Genomic DNA, 20,386 nt, shown 5'->3' with positions numbered 1-20,386 from the left:
GATATTTTGTTAATATCGTTTTTTATAACTTAAATCTTACTCCAAAATCCACTGTTAAACCATAGTACTCAATATAAGTAGGGTTACTTAATGATGTTCCTCTAAAACTTTCATCAGGTCTTTCATTCAAATTTGTGAAATTGCAGAATAATTGTAAATTTTCCATTATAGTTTGCTGTAATGTGAAATCCCATCTTGAATATTCACCACTAAATTGATCCAATTCTTCATTCAGGTCAATATATGCAACTTTATCAGTTTGATATAAGAATGACAATCTTGCCGAAAATCCTTTATAATCATAACCTATAGTTATATTTGCAATATGTGATGGTTGATCGGGTAATCTGCTGCTTCTTACAGTATCAGCTAAATCCATATAATATCTTGGCGGTCCGCCTCCAGGTTTTCTTCTATCAGACTGAACTAAAGTAAATCTCTGTTTATCCATTTCAGAAAAAATTCTTGTGTAATTAATATTAAGTACTACACCTTCCATATAAGGAATAAACCAAAAATTCGTTTGCCAATCTATTTCAAATCCTCTATAATAAGCCGGATTTTCATTATTTATATAAGTATCTGCACCATACTGCACATTTTTAGTCCAATTTTCCGGAATTAAAAATCCTTCATTAAGTGGAATATCAGAATTAATAGGATAATTGTATTGGAAAATCAAATCTTTAATAGATTTATAAAACCCGGAAATTGTAAATAGTCCAATATGGTTTTCATAAATTGAAACAGCTATATCATAATTTGTTGAGACAGAAGGTTTTATTTTCGTATTGGCTGCTCGCATATAATTATTCTGAGAATTAATTCTTGTCACCGGAGCATACATATTAAAATCTGGTCTTGTTAAAGTTTGTGTATATGCCAACCTAATTTTCAACCAATCATTTGGTGTTGCAATTAAATGAATCATTGGAAGTAAAAAATCATTTTGTCGTATTGATGTAACAGTATCTAAATCTGCAGGCGGAGCTGGTGTATTATTTATTGTAACTTCCCTAAATACAAAAGCAGTATATTTTGAATAATCATTTTCATATCTGATTCCAGGAATAAATGTAAACAAATTACCAAAATTAAATTCTGCCATTGCATATGCAGCTTGATAGTGTTCAATTCCTTCGTAATCATCAGCTAAGCTGCCTATTGTAATTTCATCAAGTTGAGATTCACTGCTATCTGTAACCATATTCAAAGCATTGTACATTCTGTTAAGCATATTAAAATCTGCCTGAAATCCTAACGGAAATTTTTTATCAAGAAAATTATCTCTTGAATAATCTGATAAGAAATGAGAGATAGGAAGAACTCCATATTGATCAACTAATCCTTCAACATCCCATTCGGGAATTCTTTCACCAAGTACGGTTAAGAAATTATTCGGACCACTACCATTTCCGTAATACAGACCATTTCTACCGTACTGTTCTTGATCATTTTTTCTATCCAACCATCTAAATTTTGCGCCGGTTTTAACATGTCCAGTAATATCATTTGACAAATTTATTGGTATTTGTATATTAAATTGAACTGTTGATTGATTTTCGTTTCTATCAGTATCATATCTATAAACATCTTGAATACCAATTCTTGTTGAATCGTTTGTTGCAAGCTGCGAAATTTCTGTTGGGTGAGTATCCACAGTAATTGCGCCAACAAAAGAACCACCTTCTCTAACAAAATTAAATTCTCGTTCATTTGGGGCACTGGTTTCAGATCCGCTTAATGATAATCCAAAATCATATTTAAACCACTCAAAATCTTGTTCTGATCCAAATGCCGCAGTAAAAATATTTGTTTTTCCACCATTTTCTCTAAATAAAATATAATGACGGTTATCAGTCAAATTATAAGTTTGTTCCCTTCTTTTTTGATCCCAACTTAGCTGATTAAAAAAACCGTTTAAGGACAGTCTGCCGTTAGGAATTCTATAGTCCAAAACTAAACTTGCACCTAATCTATCACGAATTGTATTTACGTCTCTTGTTATAACATTACTAATAATGTTTTCCGTAATACCATCGGGTGTATCCCTTCTAGTGTAACTTCCGGAATATTGGTCTGCACTTCTATTATATTGATCTGCATTAAATCCTAATATTACACCAAACATATCGTCCAAAAATCTATTACTCACATTTCCATTAATATTATAATTTCCCCAATCCTTAAGCATTTTATTGTATCCGCCTTGTGCGTTTATATTAGCCTTAAAGTTAGATGGAGCTTCTTTTAATCTCAAATCAATTGTACCGCCCAAAGCATCAGCATCCATATCAGCAGTATTAGCTTTTTTTACTTCAATGCCTGCAAGCATATTTGATGAAATAAGTGATAAATCGACACTTCTATCTTCACCGCTGTTTGAAGGTAAACGAACGCCATTAACAGTAACAGTATTGTACTTTGGTGAAAGTCCGCGAATAGATACTTTGTTTGCTTCTCCTCCGGATCTGCTAATTGAAACACCCGGAAGCCTTCCTATTGATTCTGCTGCATTAACATCAGGTAGTTCTTCAATTCGACTTTTTGAAACAACATTAGAAATTGTGTTTGATGATAATTGTTGATTAATTGCTTGTATTTGACCTTCAACTTGACCAGTTACAACAACAACTTCACCTTCAATTACTTTATAATCCAAGTTGAGATCATAACTAATTGTTCTGTTCTCAATAATATTTACTTCGGTTGATTTAGGGTTGTATCCAATATAAGAAATTTCTATTATTTGGGTTCCAACAGGAATATTTCTAATAATATAATTTCCATCCATATCAGCAGCAGAACCTAAAGATGTACCTTTAATAATTACATTTGCACCAAATAGTGCTTCCTTTGTGCTGCTATCAATAACTTTACCTTTTATTGAGCCGGTTTGCGAAAGTAAGTTTGAATAGGTGAATGTTAAAATTAAAAAGAAGTAAATAAATACAGTTTTTTTGATGATATGATTTAAAATCATTTTACCCTCGCGGTCTAATATACTGTAAATAGTCAATGTATATGAATAATAGTAATCTTCATAAATAATGCCAAAAAATAATCATATAACTATTAGTGAATTACGCATAAAGAATAGCCACTGCATTTATTAAATTGATAAAATTTATTATAAAGATAAAGGGGCTTTTCAGCCCCCGTAATATTTAGATTTATTCCCAACTATCAGTTCTAAATGAAGAAGCTGGCAATTCCTCAATATTAAATAATGTTGCTTCTGCATTGTTATGCCAAGCATATCTTACGGCAACAGGATTTTTTACTTTATCACACCAAACAATTAATTTATTATTTTCAATTTTAGATTTTGCATTTACAAATTTTTTATCTTCACCCGAAATTAAGAATTGATTTTTCTCATCTTTAATCACCAAACCGGTTCCAATATTATCAAATTCAATTTCAATTTTATTTTCACTAATTGTGAAAGATTTATATAACGGACCGGAATAAACTATATTTTTCTCATAGTCTTTTGCCAAAGCCCAAAGTGCCAATCTTTCACCTACATCCTTTTTATTTGCAGGATGAATATTTGTTGTATCACCAATATCTAAAGTAACAGCCATTCCCGTATTTTCTAACGATAGAGTTTTTCTTTGAGCATCTCTTAGGAATTCTGATTTTGTATTTTCGCCATAATTATATGGAGCAATTTGTGTAAAGTAAAAAGAAAAATTATTATTAAATGAATCTCTCCAATTTTTAATCATTGCTGGAAAAAGTCTTTCATATAATTCGGGATTTCCAGCGTTTGATTCTCCTTGATACCAAATTGCTCCTTTAATTTTATATGGAACAAGCGGTGCAATCATTGCGTTATAAAGCAGAGTTGGCGTATTTGAATTTAATTGTAATGGTAATTTTGGTCGACTATTTAAAGTTTCGAAATTTGATCCAAACACAGAATATTTCATTCCTTTAAATTCAGCAACCGGAAGAAATTTCCAATCACCGCTTAGTGAAATTGCAGAATTATTTTCCAAATTAACAATTTTTAATTCTTCCGAATTTCCATAAATTCCGCCGCCGCCTCTTGTATCATTTACTCTTACTGCTACAGATATTTTATCAAAATTATTTATACTCTTCGAAATTTTATAAATTCTTTTTGTCTGATAATTCCCATCTTTCTCAATTGCGCCAACAAATTCACCGTTAACATATGTAACATCAAAATCGTCAATTGGACCTAGCTCAATTTGCAATTCATTATTTTTCCAATCATCTGGAATTTCAACATTTTTTCTAAACCAAACCGCTCCATCAAAATCACCTAAATCCGTTTGTTCCCAAAGTGTTGGAAGTTTCATCAATTTCCACTTAGAATCATCAAAATTTATTTTGCTGCATTCCGAATCATTAAAATTTAAATTCGACCAAATATTATCCCCCTCTTTTTTGCTCATATCTAATATTTCAAATTTATCAAGCCAATTGTTTAACTCAATTGCAGCCGGAACACTTATATCAATCATTTTTAAAGTTTCTTTGAACTCCGGTATATCCGACAAATATTCATTATTCGTCCATGATTCAGCTGGAGTTCCTCCCCAACTTGAATGGATTAACCCAATTGGAATTCCCAATTCTTTATTAAGTTTTTTTCCAAAAAAATATGCTGTTGCGCTAAATGTTTTTGAAGTGTTCGGATTACTTTCAACCCATTCTCCAACGCATTCTTTTTTAGGTTTTACAGAAATATCTTTTGTAACAGTAAAAAATCTGATATTACTATTTTTTGAATTTGCAATTTCACTTTCGGAGTTTTGAATTATATCTCTCGGCGGCCAACCTTCCAAAGGCATCTCCATATTTGATTGACCCGAACACAACCAAACTTCACCAATTAAGACATTGGTTAATTCAACGTTACTTTTTCCTTCACTAATTTTTAACTCGTAAGGACCACCAGCTTTTGGAGTTTTAATATTTGTCAACCAAAGTGAGTCATCTCCAACTTTACAATTTACATTTTCACCCCAACTTGCATTAATTAAAATTTCAGAATTTGGAATTCCCTTTCCCCAAATTGCAGCTTCGCTATTTTGTTGCAATACCATATTACTTCCGAAAATTGAAGGCAAATCGATTTGTGCAAATAAACTGCAAGTTGATAATGCAATTACCAAAAGAAATAATTTTGTTTTCATTGTTTACCCGAATAAAATTTTAAAATGTTAGAATAAATTATAAGTTTTAACTTTTAGATAAAATATTTTCTGAATTGCAAACTATGTCAACAATCTAAAAATTATTACTAATATTAACAAAATCATAGAAACAATTAAAAAGAATTTGTTATTTACTCTTAAATGATATTTTTCTTTTGCTTGCATTAACATTATCTTTTTAGGATTTCCGAATAGTTAAAAAACTTAAAATAATTATGAAAAATAAATTCATCTTAAAATTTAAAGTTCAACAAAAGTGCCAAATAATCAGAATCAACTTAAACCAAAGTAGTTATTTTTTAATGAAGATTTAGGTAATCGAAATATTTACAATAAGTTTGCAAACTGATTTGGTTATCATTTTAATAAAAATCTATCAGTTTGATAATTTTAATTTCTGTAAAAAAGTATTTTTAACTTAAATTTTTCATTAATTATTAGCATAATTTTTGCAAAAAAGATTTCAATTAAATTTCTTTGTAATATGAATTACATGAATAAAATTCTTGATGAAATGAGTTTTCAGCTCAAAAATAATTTGTTGGATAAATGGTATCCTCGAGTTATTGATTTTGAAGCTGGTGGATTTTTTACAAATCTTTCATACAATTTTGAATTAACAAATTCTCAAGAAAAAATGATTGTAACTCAAGCAAGAAATATTTGGACACTTTCCAAAGCTGCTGATTTTTTTAGCGATAAAAAATATTTGGATTTTGCATTACACGGATTTCAATTTTTACACAATAAAATGTGGGATAAAACTAACGGCGGTTTTTTTCAAATTAAAAATCGCGAAGGTAATTATTCTGATATTGAAGGATGGCAAAATGAAAAAAGAACTTACGGAAATGCTTATGGATTATTTGCTTTAGCTTCACTTTACCAAACTTCACAAAATGAAAAAGTTCTGGATTTTGCAAAACAAGTTTTTTACTGGATTGATACTTTTGCACATGATAAAATACACAAAGGTTACTTTCAATTTTTGAATGAGGAATGTGAAATTTTTAATAGGGGAAGTAAATATAAATCAATAGCCACAGATAAAAATGAAGTTGGATATAAAGATCAAAATTCTTCAATACATCTTTTGGAAGCATTTACTGAATTCTACAATGTTTACAAATCTGATTTGCTTAAAGAAAGATTGACCGAAATGCTTTTTTTAACTCGAGATGTAATTACAACAGAGAAAGGATATTTACAATTATTTTTTGATGAAGAATGGAATTCGGTTTCTTTTAAGAATGAACCAAAAGAAATTCGTGAAAGTAATTATGGATTGGATCACATTTCATTTGGTCACGATTATGAAACAGCTTTTTTAATGCTGGAAGCTTCTCATTCATTAGGGATAAAAAATGATATTAAAACTTTGCATATTGCAAAAAAAATGGTTGATCATTCATTAGAAAATGGATGGGATAATATTAATGGCGGATTTTTTGATGGAGGATATTATTTTGAAAATTCAGATAAATGTGAAATTATTAAGAATACAAAAACTTGGTGGGCGCAAGCTGAAGCTCTAAATATTTTTTTAATTATGTCGCAAATTTTTCCAAATGAACAAAAGTACTTAGAAACATTTTTTAAAGAATGGGATTATGTAAAAAATTTTATAATCGATCACGAAAATGGTGACTGGTATTGGGGTGGAATTGATATTGAACCTTTTCAAAAATTTGAACCCAAAGGAAGAATTTGGAAAGGAACATATCACAATGGAAGAGCTTTAATGAATTGTGTTTCAATTTTGGCAGATGAAAATTTTAAATTATTTAAACACAGTGAAGGTTTTAGAAAGAAGAAAATTGTATCCGATAAATTTTTAAATCATTGGAAAAAAGTTGCGGAGAATTTATGAATTTTTTTTTATTGACTGAAGTTACGCAATTTGAGGTTTTTGTCATATTGAGCGAAGCGAAATATCTCAAAATAGAGTAAATTCGCAATATTGAGATTCTTCACTTCGTTCAGAATGACATTTTGCGTAACTACAGTTATTGAGAACGTAGATTTAACAGATTATTTATGATTTCCACGAATAAAAATTAATCTTTCTTCTTTCTACTCATTAATAATTTCAAATTTTTATTGATAAGTTTTTTTCTTTGCTGAACTGAAGCAAAACTTCTTAATTCATCTTTCGGAGTATTCAAAACGTAATCTAATAATTTATCAATTGTTGAAGTTGCAACGTGCATTCTTGTATCGGAAGAAGCATAATAAATAAACACTTCTCCGTTTTCTTTTGCAACCCAGCCATTACTAAAAACTACATTTGAAACATCGCCAATTCTTTCTTCATTTTCCGGAGCTAAAAAATATCCTCCAGGTGATGCAATAATTTTTTCGGGATTTTTAAGATCGCTTAAAAACAAATATAAGACATACCGCAATCCAGCAGCCGTATTTCTAACTCCATGCGCTAATTGAAGCCAGCCTTTTTTTGTTTTAATCGGTGCCGGACCCAATCCATTTTTCACTTCTTTAATTGTGTGATATTGTCTGTCATCAACAATAATTTCATTTTTAAGAATTGGGTTTTCAATATTTTCACATAATCCCCAGCCAATTCCGCCGCCGCTTCCTGCTTCAATAAATCCATCTTGTGGTCGTGTGTAAAATGCATATTTATTCTCTACAAATTCCGGATGCAAAACAACATTTCTTTGCTGCGGTGATTTTGTTTTAAGATCCGGAAGTCTTTCCCATTTTTTAAAATCCTTGGTTCGTGCAATTCCACAAAGTGCATAAGCGCTTGAAGTATCTGAAGATGATACATTTTTATCTTTTCTTTCGGTACAGAATAAACCATAAATCCATCCGTCTTCATGTTTAACCAAACGCATATCATAAACATTTATATCGGGATCTTTTGTTTCCGGTAATTCTATTGGGTAATCCCAAAATTTAAAATTATCAATTCCATTTTTTGATTCGGCAATTGCAAAAAAAGATTTTCTATCATTTCCTTCAACTCTCACGGATAAAAGAATTTTTTTATTGAATAATATTGCTCCGGAATTAAATGTTGCATTAACTCCAATTCGTTCCATTAGAAATGGATTTGTTTTAAAATCTAAATCATATTTCCAAAATGGAGGAATGTGTTGAGCTGTTAAAATAGGATTTTTGTAACGATCAAAAATTCCGTTACCTTTTTTAATTTTTGTATTTTTTTGATTTATTAAACTTTTATAATCTTTGAAAAGTAAGTCAACTTTTTTATCAAACTTCAATTTGTTCATTATTACCTTTACCAATTTTCGTAAAATATTTTTTGATAAATATTATGTGTTTTCACCGTAAGAACTTTCTAATTTATTCCACCAATTAAATTTCAAAATTGTTGAAGTTATAATTAAAAATACAACTGCAATAATTAGTGAAGAATATTCTCTTATTACAAGAAATATTGGAACTGCCATTAATGTTATTTGCCAAATTATTCCAACAATTACATTCGACATATCTCTTTTAAAATTTTTATTTGGTTTAAAATTTGGTTCAATTGCATTAACTTTTTTCAATACGGGATTCCAAAATCCCCAAGGTTTTACTTGTTTGTAAAACTTAATAAGTACTTCGTCGCTTTCCGGTTTAGTTTTAAGCGTTGCAATTATACATGCAAAAATTGAAACTATGAAAATTATCGGAAATGAATTCATACTTGGATTATTTTGTAGAGGAAAATTATCCAGCCAAGGAATTAAATTTAAATTTTCAAGCAAAGTTAAAATTAGCGAAGTAATAATTCCTGAAAACATTCCCCAGAAATACCCAAATCCATTAAATCGCCACCAATACCATTTTAAAATATTTGCTGCTGTATAACTTCCCCAAAGCGAAGCAACAATCCATAAAACTATTTGGTTTAATGATTCTACAAAAAATCCAATTGTAATTCCAACAATTACAACTGCCGCAGAAGATATATAACTCATTGTTACATACTTTTTTGGTTCTGCATTCGGATTTATATAACGTTTGTAAATATCATTAACAATATAAGCCGGAGCTGCATTAACGGTTGCGGCAAAGTTGCTCATAAAAGCAGCAATGAAGCCGGTCATAAGTAAACCAAGTAAACCAACCGGCACATATTTAGCTAAGACTTCTGGAAGAATTGCTTCAAAATCCGGAGTTGAAATTGAACTTTTGTAAAGTGCATCAAAATTTGTTAGTGCAAGAACTGTTAAACCGGTGACTAAAAAATATCTAACCGGATTTAAAACAACGCTTACAAGTGAATTCATTTTTGCAGCTTCAACGGGATTTCTTGTAGAAAGAATTCTTTGCATATCATAATTTGGTGCGGGACCGGCGGCAGCTACAAATATTCCTTTGAACAACATCATTCCAAAAAATAATCCAAACATTGAGTATCCATCTGTAATTATCCATTGATTGAAAGTCGAAACTTTTGTCGCAACCGAAGATGTAACTGTTGACCAATCAAGATTTAAATCTGCACCAAAAAATATATTCGTCCATCCATCCGGAACTACACTTCTTATCATTTCCGGAGAAACATTGTACATTGCAATAATTCCAATAGCGAGCGATGAAATTGTTAAAATTCCATATTGAATAACTTCAGTAAAAACTACGCTGAACATTCCACCTTTTACAACATATAATGTAGTTATTGCCATCAAAATAAGTGCATATAAATTGGTATTTATTTGCGGATATTGTTGAAGCAAACTTGGATCGCTAACAAGCGGAGGTAAAAATGCCGCAGCAAATTTCCCAACTCCTTTAAATCCGTACGATAAAAATCCTATTACGCTTATTAATGCAAAAATCACAACAATAATGTGAGAAAGAGTTGCACCTTTTCCATTTCCAAATCTTGTATTTATCCATTCGGCTCCGGTCATAACATTTGATTTTCTTAACCAAGGCGATAAATAAACCATCAAAAATATTTGATTAAAAACCGGCCACAACCAAGGAATCCAAATACTTTTTAAACCATACACGGAAAGCCAATAAACCAAAAGCATTGTTCCGGCAATATCAAACATTCCGGAAGCATCGGAAACTCCAAGGAACCACCATTTGATTGTGTTTCCCCCCAGAAAATAATTATTAATATTTTTTGATGCTTTTTTGGATAAATACATACCTAAGAAAATTGTTGAAATTAGGTACGCAATAATAATCGAAAGGTCAATAAAACTAAGCTGCATCGTAAATTCCATTTGAGGTTTTGAAGAGAAAATTCAAAAATGATGCCACTAATTAATTTAATAAAACTTGAGTTAAGAATAATTTTGTAACTTTTGAAAAATAATCAACTTATCATTTTGATAAAATCATATCAATATTGAATAAATCCGGAAGCTCATCTGCAAAAATTATTTTGGGATCATTTTTAAATTCAATAAAATTTTCTGCACTTGGATGATTCTTATGCGGTGCATAAAAATGATTTATATGTGCATTTCTCCAAACCATAACAAACGAAATATTTATACTATCACTTTTTATAACTTTTAATAATTTTTCTGTCCACCATTTATCATCTGGAATTTTTTCTAAACCGGTTTCTGTAAAAGCCGCAATTTTATTTTTATCTTTTGCAATTTTAGATACTAATTTTAATTTTTCCGTTACTGCATTTAAACCTTCGCCCAAGGGAGTAAAATCCCAATAATTATCCATTCCAATTAAATCAACATAATCATCGCCGGGATATTTTTCTAAAAAATCAATTTCGTTTGTGTATTTGCAATCTGGAGAAAATGCATAAAGTATATTTTTTACTTTTTGAATATCTCTTAAATATTTTACCGTAAACTGCCATAACTCAATAAATTCTTCGGGAGTACAAAAATGATCTCCCCACCAAAACCAGCTTCCGTCAAATTCGTGAAACGGTCTAAATATAATTGGAATTAATTTTCCATCTTTTCCAATCAAATGTTTTAAGAAGTAGGAAATTCTATCCAATTCACTTTTATAATTTTCATGATGACTTCCGCCGGGCAGAATATGTTTTACTACAATTGTTGTATCATAAAAACTTCCACCGGTGACTAAATTATCAAGATGCCATGCGAAAATATTGATTAGTCCATTATCATAAGCATCAATTACATATTTTTCCAGCCAATTCGGTTGTTCAACAGGATTAAAGTTAAGATCGGCAAAATCCCATCCTACAATACCCGGATGGCTTCCGGTTACGTCTTTTATATCCGATCTTCCAAAACCTCCCCGCCATCCAATTCCGTAAGCAGTTGAATGATGATGCCCAAAAATAATTTTTGATTCCGGATTTTTCTGAAGATTATAAAATAATGCAATAGTTCCAAAAGTTGCATTGGAATCAATCAGTTTTGCGCCTAATTTTTCCTGAACTAATTTACTTTCATTTTGATAAGTGCATGAAGAAAAAATCAATACTGTTAAAAGAATAAGATAAAGTTTCAATGCGATCCAAAAATAAATTTTACGTTTACATATTGTTTTTAATTAATAGAATAATAGCAAAATAATTTTATTGTTAAATTTTAAATATCTAACCAATAATTAAATTTTAGTAAATAAATATTATTTGGGTATAACTTACCCAAATTCTCAAAAGCATTATTCACCGATTGATTTCCGGAAAGTAAATAATTATTTCTTTCTTGCGACCAAACAAAATAAATTTGTGAACCAGCCCGATATTCCCATCGAAGTACCAAATTTGATCTGAATTCAATAAAGTTGAAATCCGGATTTTCAAAACTGTATTCAACTTGATTTGAGGAACTATTTATTACATCATAATGATTTTCATTAGAATTTGTAATTAAATTAGAAATTCTATCTTTATAATTTGATGCTTTTGAATTTGTCACAACTTTAAAGTCAGAATATTTTCCAATAGATACAAAAGGACTTCCATAATACTGAATTGATAATTCTGAAGTAATGTTATAATCAAATCTAAAAGTTGCACCAAAATTTTTCTGATTTATTTCGCCTAAAATATATTTAACATCTTCATTAATTTTTTTGTTTTCAATAAATTGCAATTCATCTCTATTTTTATAAAAATTCAAACTGAAAGATATTTTCAAAGTATTCATTGGCTGCAAAGTAATACCTGGCTGTAAATAATAATTTTCAAATCTATTTTCATTTGCTTTTGAATATTGAAAATTTAAATCAGCAAGAAATTTTATTGATGGATCTGTTCTGAAATAAATACTTCCACTCCATTCACTCGGTAAAATCATTGCATTACCGCCGCGTAAAATTCGCGTATCTAATTTTTGCGAAGTAAAACTTAAGGAAGTTAAAGTTGTCCATTTATTCAAGAACTCAAAATATAAACTCAAATCAGCGCCAGATGAAAGATGATTAAAACCAAAATCCCAATTATTAAATTGATTAAAATTTATTTTATAATTTCTGGAAATAGCATTTGGCTGTACTGAAAAGTATGAAATAGAATTTTTCTCTTTAATTAAATCAACAAGATTTATATAACCCATGTCGTTTAGTTCAAGCCCAGGCGAACGCCAAGACACATCAGCGGAATAACGCCAAAGATCACCGCTTCCTTTTCCAATTTTAAAATACCCGCCATGTCCAGATAAATATTCCGAATTCTCATCAAAATTTAAATGTGATGCATCTGGCCTTTGAAAATACCGAGCCGAAGATTTTTGCAAGTTATTAATAGATGCTTCACTTCCATCCAAATAACTCCCAATAAATTTTAGATCAACAAAATATTCCTTGTTATTCCAATACTTCAAAAAATCAATTCCGCCTGTGTAAGAATTTGTATGCAAAATTTTCAAATTATCACTTTTAATAAATCTATTTGTGGAAGTCGCAATTCCGCCCAAAACTGTATTTCCAGCGCTATAATCTTTCTGCAAACGAAGTAGTAGATAATTGGTTAGCGGTTCTACATCAACTTTTCTTTCATTTAAATTTTGAGATATTTCTGCTTCTTCTTTCGCCGTTAAACTTTGAAGAACTCCAATTGCTAAGCCATCTGCAGATTTTCCGCTTAATTTCAATGAACTTAATATTGAAGTATTTTTTGGATATTCAATATATTCATCATTTTGTAAATTTGGGAAATAAGATGGTTTGTGTCCAATTCTTCTGCTATAAAAAAGTGTGCTCCCATCAAAATTAAAATCGAAAATATTTTTACCTTCCAGAAAAAATGGTCTTTTTTCATCATAGAAAGTTTCGAAAGCAGTTAAATTAATTACTGATGGATCAGCTTCAACTTGTCCAAAATCCGGATTGATTGTTAAATCCAAAGTGTAATTATTTGATAAACCAATCTTTGCATCAAATCCGGCGTTGCCTAAAAATTCTCTTCCATTTTTTTTGAACGGATTATTTAAATCTTTTTTAAATGTATTAATTTCTCCCAATACATAAGGCATCAATTCAATTGGAGGTTTATTTGTTAAATTATATAAACCATGAAGCTCACCAAACTGATAAATAATTCCGGCACCTTTTGATGATTGCGGTTCCCAATCACTTTCTTCCTGAAATCGGTCAATCCATCTCCAGCAATGCATTCCCCAAATTTGCTCAGGCTCATCACTAAATCTTAATTGACTAAATGGAATTTCAAATTCTGCAGTCCATGCAGAATCTTCAAAACCAACTTCACCTTTCCATACGGCATTCCAGTTAACATCCCAATTTGATGGATTGTATAACAACAAATCAATTTTTTGCCCGCCGGCAGTTAAATCAAATTCAAAAGCTGTTCTATGATCATGATAACTATCAAAACTAATTCCTACAATATCTCCATGAAATTCATCTCTTCGGTCTGATCTTCTGCTGATTTTATTTGGTTCATTATCAAATGCTCTAATTGCAACATAAATACTTTTATCATCGTAAAGAATTTTAATTTGGGTTTCTTGTGAAGGTTTTGCACCTTCATTAGGAATCCACTGGACAAAATTACCAGCCCAATTTCCTCCTTGCCAGCATTCATCATCAAACTTACCATCAATATTGGGTTTATCTGTATTTAATCTTTCAGTAACATAGGTTCTTTTGTTATTTGTTGAATTAAATTTTACAGAATCTGAATTGGTAGAATCTTTTGATGAAAATGGAAAAAGCGAATTGAATAATATCCCGAAGTATATGAGAACTAATTTTGTTTTCAATAATTTACCGTAATTTTTAGGAGTGTTTAAATATTCTGTTGCTAAAAATATTACTTAAATAATTTAGAAAGTAAAAAATTGTAATTATTAATTATTCTTCAAATTTATTCTACAAATAATTTTATACCAAAATCTTTCAATCCTTTTGACTTTGCTAAAATTTTAATTTTCCCTTTTTTATCTTTTATGGATGTAAGAATCAACATAGCTTTTCCATAAAATAACTTAACTTTATTTGATTTGAATTGATTATAACTTTGAGGATTTCCGTTTCCAACTCCCGCTATTTCTGCGTTATCGGATATTTCAAAATTAATTTCATTTTCTGCAAGCGGAGTTAAATTTCCATTTTTATCCAATGCTTCAATTAAAATATATGATAAATCTTCTCCGCCAGAATTAAGATTTGTTCTATCCGGAGTTAACCGAATAGAATAAGACTCATCAGCGGTTTTTAATATTTTTTCTCCATAATATTTTTCATCTTTATATACTACAACTTTTAATTCACCGGATTCATATTTCACATCGTTCCACATTAATCTATATTTTTCAAAAATATTTTCTGATTGAGGAATTTTAAATTTCTTTCCTAATGATTTTCCATTTAAAAATAATTCGCCATAATCAGCATTTGTATGTACGTGAACCGGAATAATTTCACCTTCCTTTCCTTTCCAATTCCAATGCGGTAAAATGTGAATTGTTTTTTCATTAGGCAGCCAATGACTTCTGTAAATGTAATATCGATCCTTAGGAATTCCACACAAATCAATTATACCAAAATATGAACTCACTGCGGTTTTTTTTTTGCTAATTATTCCTTGTTCAGTTAAAAAATAATTATAAGGAGTTGGCTCACCTAAATAATCAAATCCGGTCCAGACAAATTCACCAGCAACAAATTTATCCTCTTCTTGCCAAGCAAAATCTTGCTCTGCCGGTTCTGCCCACCAAGGAGAATTCATATCATAAGAACTAATTTGTAAATCATTCAAATAAAAATCATCTTTTTTCTCTGGAAGCGGAAAAGTGTAATATCCACGTGTACTAACTGTTGATGCTGATTCAGTAATAATTACACATTTACTCGGATCAGCTTTTCTTGCGCTTTCATAACGTCTGCTGTAATTCCATGAATGAACATCTACAAGTTGATTAAAATGCCACTTTACACTTTCCACATCGGCATCGACCATTGTTATTGGTCGAGTTGGATCAAGCTTTCTATAATGGCTTATCATCTCAACTAATTTATTATAACTTCCGTGAGTGTTTGCACCAATTTCCCACATTTCATTTCCAATACTCCAAAGAATTATGGACGGATGATTTCTATCTCTTAAAATAAAATTTGTAATATTTCTTTCAGCCCATTCATTAAAATCTTTATCATCAAGCAAATCACCTTTTTTATCCCACTTATCAAATGCTTCATCAATAACAAGGAATCCCATTTCATCACAAAGATCCAATAATTCCGGAGCGGGTATATTGTGACTTGTTCTAATAGCGTTGCATCCCATATCTTTCAATATTTCAAGCTGTCTTTCCATCGCTCTTTTATTAAATGCAGAACCTAACGGTCCATGATCTTGATGAAGACAGACTCCTTGCAACCTTACTCTTTTTACATTCAGATGAAAACCATCATCTGCAGTAAATTTGATTGAACGAATTCCAAATCTTGAAGTTAATGTATCAACAATTCTATTATTTACAATAACAATTGATTTAAGAGAATATAAATTTGGATTTTCAACATCCCACAATTTTGGATTTGGAAATCTAAACCATTGCTCAAATTCATATTCACCTTTAAATTGTGAAGTATCAATTTCCTGAAAAATTTCATTTCCGTTTGGATCAATAACTAAAGATTTTAGAATAATTTTTTCTTCGGATTTATTGCTATTTGTAATTTTTGTAAAAGTTCTCACATCAGTATTTTCCATACTGGCTTTGGGTGTTGAGATATTTGTACCCCAAATATTAATGTGAATTGGATCGGAAATTATCATTTGAACTTTTCTATAAATTCCGGCTCCGGGATACCAGCGACTTTCATGATTTCTTGTATCAACATAAACCGCAATTAAATTTTCTTCACCGAATTTTATAAAATTTGTTGCATCAAAATGAAATGAGTTGTATCCGTAATCCCATTGATAAGCAAGTTTACCATTTATATAAATTTTTGGAAAGGCCATCACTCCATCAAAAATGAAGAATATTTTTTTGCCCTCTAAAGCTTTTTCCATTTTAAATATTTTTCTGTACCAGCCTTCACCTTTCCATGGAAGCTTTGCAGTTTCTGGATCGCCCATTTTATCTAAAGGTCCATAAATTGCCCAATCGTGAGGCACATTTACACTTTGCCAATCTGAATCATCAAAATAAATATTTTCTGCCTTGGGAAAATTTCCTTTTGAAAATTTCCAATCAAAATTAAAATTCTTATATTCTGAAGAAAATATTTGCACTGAAATAAAGCTAAAAAGTATTATGAGAATTATTTTTTTCATTTTTTCATCTTCAAATGTTCAAATAAAGATTTTTAACAGACGATTTTAATTTATCTCAAACTTTACTTTTCCGATATAAGGATCACTATCCAAAACAAATTTTCCATTAACTTTTTTGGCTGCAATTTTTTTTATTGATGGATCGTTTGGTAAATAAATTATTCCTTCTGCATTGTCAGATTTCTCAGAAAAAACTTTTAATTCTATTTTTGACCAATCCATTTGCGCTGTTGATTGAACTAATTCAATATGAGGAATAATTGTCCCGTCTTTTACAAGAACTACAATTGGAATTTCACCGGCTTCAATATTGTACCAACCGGAAGTATAAACTTTCTCAGTTTGATAATCAATCCAATTTCCTTGAGGAAGATAAACATTTCTACTTTTTACATTTTCAAACAAAGGAGCAACAAGCAAATCTGAACCAAACAAATATTGATCGTCAACTAACCATGTTCCGGGATCATCGGGGAATTCTACAAATAACGCTCGAAGCATTGGCAAACCTTTCTCTGTGCATTCTTTTGCTTGAGCATAAATATACGGCATTAATTTGTATCTCATATTATCAGCATTACGGAAGGCATTCATAAAATCATTACCGTATTCCCAAGGTTCTGTAGGAGGGTTTCCATGACTTCGTGTGTGTGATGTTAACATTCCAAAAGGTATCCATCTTCTGTAAAGATCTTCCGGTTTTTTATTTACAAATCCACCAATATCATGTGACCAAAAACTAAATCCGGAAAGACCAAGAGATAATCCACCTCTTAAAGTTGCAGCCATTGCAGAGTTTGTATTTTCCGCATCACCGCCCCAATGTAACGGGTAACGCTGACTTCCAGCCCAAGTACTTCTTGCCCAAATTATCGTTTCACCGGTTTTTTGTTTTGTAACCTCTGCAACCGTTTTATTATATCTTAGGGGATATAAATTATGTTCATAAAATCCGGATTTGCCAGAATGATAAATACCGTTAGCTGGCGCAGCTTCGCCAAAATCAACTTTAATTACTCCAACTCCTTGATCCAACAATCCGCCAATTTTTTCTTGATACCACTTTACAGTTTCCGGATTCGAAAAATCTAAAACAGCATCTTCGTAAGGAAGATTTCCTTTTTGATCTTTTACAAATAAACCCTTTGCAATTATTTCCGGAAATAAAGAATTCTTTGGAACAAAATAAGGAAGCTGCCATAAGCAAGTTTGAATTCCATCTTCTTTAAAATCTAAAATCATTTTTTTTGCATCTTTAAACCTTGATTTTGAAAATTGATAATCACATCTCCAATCAGTTTCGAACCAGCCGGTATCGAAGTGAAGAACATCTGTGGGAATTTTATTTTCACGTAATTTATTTACAACAGTTCTTCCGTCTACTTCAGAAAAATATGTAATTCTGCTCATCCAAAAACCAAATGACCACAAAGGCGGCATTGCCGGTTTTCCGGTTAAATTTGTGTATTCATTTAAAATGTCCTTTGGCTTTCCGAGAAAAATAAAAAGATCTGCAACATCATCACCAATCATTAAGGTAGTCGCTTCCTTATAATACTTTCCGAAATCACAAGTAATTGGCGAGGAAGTGTGCATAAATATTCCATACCCTCTGCTGCTCATAAAAAACGGAATTGGTTTATACATAGTTTCATTTTGAACGCCATTTGCATCGTCTGTCCACAAAACAACTTTTTGTCCGCGTTTATTAAATTCTGTAAATGATTCACCGCATCCGTAAATTCCTTCATTTGGAGAAAGTGAAAAAACAGCGGCAACACTTGTAGAATAATCTGAAGCTCGTCTTACAAATGAAAATGGAAGCAAAGGAATATAAGTTTTTGCATCATCCAATTTTGTTAAAGTGTTTATAAGTAATTTTCCATTCATATCAAATACTTTAATGTACCAAGGATGTTCAAAAATTTTAATCGTCCCAAATTCACTTTTGTATGAATGACCTCCGGCAATTTTATTATACTTCCAAGATTTTTTATCTATTGGCGCAAAACCATTTACCAGCATTAAAGATTCTTCATTTGGTTTAACTTGGAATCTTGAAATAATTTTTATTCTAATAGTTTTTGCCGAAACAAATTCTATTGAGAATGGAAGTTCCGGTGCAGATTCATATTCAATCGATGGAAATTCATTAGCAACCACCGGCTCCAAATTTGACATAATATTATTGAATGCAAATCTCGTAACATATTCGTGTCGTAAATATTTAATTTTACCATTTCCGGTTATTGGATCAAATTCCGATAAGCTATCTGCCACATAATAAGTATTCGAAAAATTTCTAAAGTCTCCGCTAATATCAATCGGTTCATTTAACAAAGATTGATTTTGATCCGGTGAATTATACGAAATTTGCGCATTCGATAAATTTGTAATAAAAATTAGAATAAAAATTGTTTGAATAAAATTTTTTTTAAAATTGTTGATTTTCATTTTGCACCTAAAATATTTCCAATTGTTTTAAAGAATTTCAGAATTATTTTTAATATAGTTTATTAATTCATCAACTTGAGTAAACGCAATTGCAGTATAAGTATCAGCAGCTCCGTAATAAATAGCAATTCTTCCGGTTTCTGCATCATACAAATTTGCACATGGAAAAACTACATTTGGAACAAAACCAGAAGTTTCATAATTTTTTTCCGGAGTTAACAAATAATCCCGCGTTCTGTAAAGTACTTTACTTGGATTTTCCAAATCAAGAATTACCGCACCAAAACTATAAACAAATCCATTGCAAGTTCCGGAAACTCCATGGTAAAAAAGTAACCAACCATCATTTGTTTCGATGGGAATTGGTCCGGCGCCAATTTTGGTTCCTTGCCACCAGCCTTGTCCTCCCTTTCCCATAACGTGTTTATGATTTCCCCAATAAATTAAATCCGGACTTTCACTAATGTAAATATCTCCAAATGGTGTATGACCGGTATCGCTCGGTCTGCTTAATAACATATATTTTTCATTAATTTTTCTTGGGAACAAAACTCCATTTCGGTTATACGGCATAAGCGGATTAGGCATTCGAATAAATGTTTTAAAATCTGTTGTTCTGCCTAATCCAATTGATGGACCTTTCATATCGTCGCACCAAACTACATAATAAGTTCCGTCAACATTTACAACTCTTGGATCATAAGCATAACTTGTAGGTTTCGGATTTCCATTTTCATCAATCCAATTTATTGGATCCAAATCCAAATTTATATTAATTCCGTCTTCACTTGTGCCAGCAAATAATGTTGCTCTACCATTTTTCTGATCAGCTCTAAAAACTCCGGCAAATTTTCCATTAAATGGAGCAATTGCACTATTATAAACTCTTGCCGCTTTGGGAATTGGATTCCAATCTAATATAGGATTTCCGCTGAATCTCCAAATAATATCATTACAGTTTTTAGGTTTTTCTTCCCAAGGAATATTTGGTAAACTTTTACCCACAATTGTTGAAGCCATTTTTAACCTTTTATAATACTTT

At 30.8% G+C, this 20,386-nt stretch carries 10 protein-coding genes; 1 reads left to right on the top strand and 9 read right to left on the bottom strand.

The genetic code is table 11. The annotated features are described in order from the left end of the window. Positions 1-22: 22 nt before the first annotated feature. Together IPH62_14510 and IPH62_14505 are read right to left on the bottom strand one after the other, a co-directional pair. Complete coding sequence (locus tag IPH62_14510; GenBank protein ID MBK7106488.1) at positions 23-2,983, bottom strand: TonB-dependent receptor; 2,961 nt, start codon at positions 2,981-2,983, stop codon at positions 23-25. A gap of 190 nt (positions 2,984-3,173) precedes the next feature. After that, entirely contained in the window at positions 3,174-5,174 is a 2,001-nt protein-coding gene (locus tag IPH62_14505) for a glycosyl hydrolase family 2 (protein ID MBK7106487.1), read from the bottom strand. Positions 5,175-5,688: 514 nt separating this feature from the next. Between IPH62_14505 and IPH62_14500 the strand changes: the two genes are divergently transcribed. After that, positions 5,689-7,065 carry an AGE family epimerase/isomerase gene (locus tag IPH62_14500; GenBank protein ID MBK7106486.1) on the top strand — a complete coding sequence of 459 codons (1,377 nt, stop codon included), beginning with the start codon at positions 5,689-5,691 and terminating at the stop codon, positions 7,063-7,065. Positions 7,066-7,252: 187 nt separating this feature from the next. Here the strand turns inward: IPH62_14500 and IPH62_14495 are convergent, their stop codons facing one another. From IPH62_14495 to IPH62_14465, 7 genes are all read right to left on the bottom strand, one after another. Further along, positions 7,253-8,452, bottom strand: a complete 1,200-nt coding sequence (locus IPH62_14495; GenBank protein ID MBK7106485.1) for a glycosidase — start codon at positions 8,450-8,452, stop codon at positions 7,253-7,255. Between the two features lie 42 nt (positions 8,453-8,494). Then, on the bottom strand, positions 8,495-10,399 hold the full coding sequence (locus IPH62_14490; GenBank protein ID MBK7106484.1) for a Na+:solute symporter: 1,905 nt from the start codon (positions 10,397-10,399) through the stop codon (positions 8,495-8,497). A gap of 112 nt (positions 10,400-10,511) precedes the next feature. Further along, entirely contained in the window at positions 10,512-11,612 is a 1,101-nt protein-coding gene (locus IPH62_14485; GenBank protein ID MBK7106483.1) for a beta-mannosidase, read from the bottom strand. Between the two features lie 113 nt (positions 11,613-11,725). Further along, positions 11,726-14,365, bottom strand: coding sequence for a carbohydrate binding family 9 domain-containing protein (locus IPH62_14480; protein MBK7106482.1), 2,640 nt, complete (start codon positions 14,363-14,365; stop codon positions 11,726-11,728). 104 nt (positions 14,366-14,469) lie between these two features. Continuing rightward, positions 14,470-16,890: a DUF4982 domain-containing protein gene (locus IPH62_14475; protein MBK7106481.1), complete on the bottom strand. Its 2,421-nt coding sequence runs from the start codon at positions 16,888-16,890 to the stop codon at positions 14,470-14,472. A 45-nt stretch (positions 16,891-16,935) separates the two neighbouring features. Next, entirely contained in the window at positions 16,936-19,344 is a 2,409-nt protein-coding gene (locus IPH62_14470) for an alpha-xylosidase (protein ID MBK7106480.1), read from the bottom strand. A gap of 27 nt (positions 19,345-19,371) precedes the next feature. Then, the gene (locus IPH62_14465; GenBank protein ID MBK7106479.1) at positions 19,372-20,364 is read right to left on the bottom strand and encodes a glycoside hydrolase family 130 protein; all 993 of its coding nucleotides are present in this window, start codon (positions 20,362-20,364) and stop codon (positions 19,372-19,374) included. Between the last annotated feature and the right edge of the window lie 22 nt (positions 20,365-20,386).

The sequence above is a fragment of the Ignavibacteriota bacterium genome (genome assembly GCA_016708125.1).
Taxonomy (GTDB): Bacteria; Bacteroidota; Ignavibacteria; order Ignavibacteriales; family Melioribacteraceae.
This window is presented reverse-complemented; position numbering and strand designations above follow the sequence as displayed.

Bases quoted from the DNA above. Each gene is read 5' to 3' on its own strand.
- IPH62_14510 (MBK7106488.1), bottom strand. From the start codon at position 2,983: ATGATTTTAAATCATATCATCAAAAAAACTGTATTTATTTACTTCTTT.
- IPH62_14505 (MBK7106487.1), bottom strand. From the start codon at position 5,174: ATGAAAACAAAATTATTTCTTTTGGTAATTGCATTATCAACTTGCAGT.
- IPH62_14500 (MBK7106486.1), top strand. From the start codon at position 5,689: ATGAATAAAATTCTTGATGAAATGAGTTTTCAGCTCAAAAATAATTTG.
- IPH62_14495 (MBK7106485.1), bottom strand. From the start codon at position 8,452: ATGAACAAATTGAAGTTTGATAAAAAAGTTGACTTACTTTTCAAAGAT.
- IPH62_14490 (MBK7106484.1), bottom strand. From the start codon at position 10,399: ATGCAGCTTAGTTTTATTGACCTTTCGATTATTATTGCGTACCTAATT.
- IPH62_14475 (MBK7106481.1), bottom strand. From the start codon at position 16,890: ATGAAAAAAATAATTCTCATAATACTTTTTAGCTTTATTTCAGTGCAA.
- IPH62_14470 (MBK7106480.1), bottom strand. From the start codon at position 19,344: ATGAAAATCAACAATTTTAAAAAAAATTTTATTCAAACAATTTTTATT.
- IPH62_14465 (MBK7106479.1), bottom strand. From the start codon at position 20,364: ATGGCTTCAACAATTGTGGGTAAAAGTTTACCAAATATTCCTTGGGAA.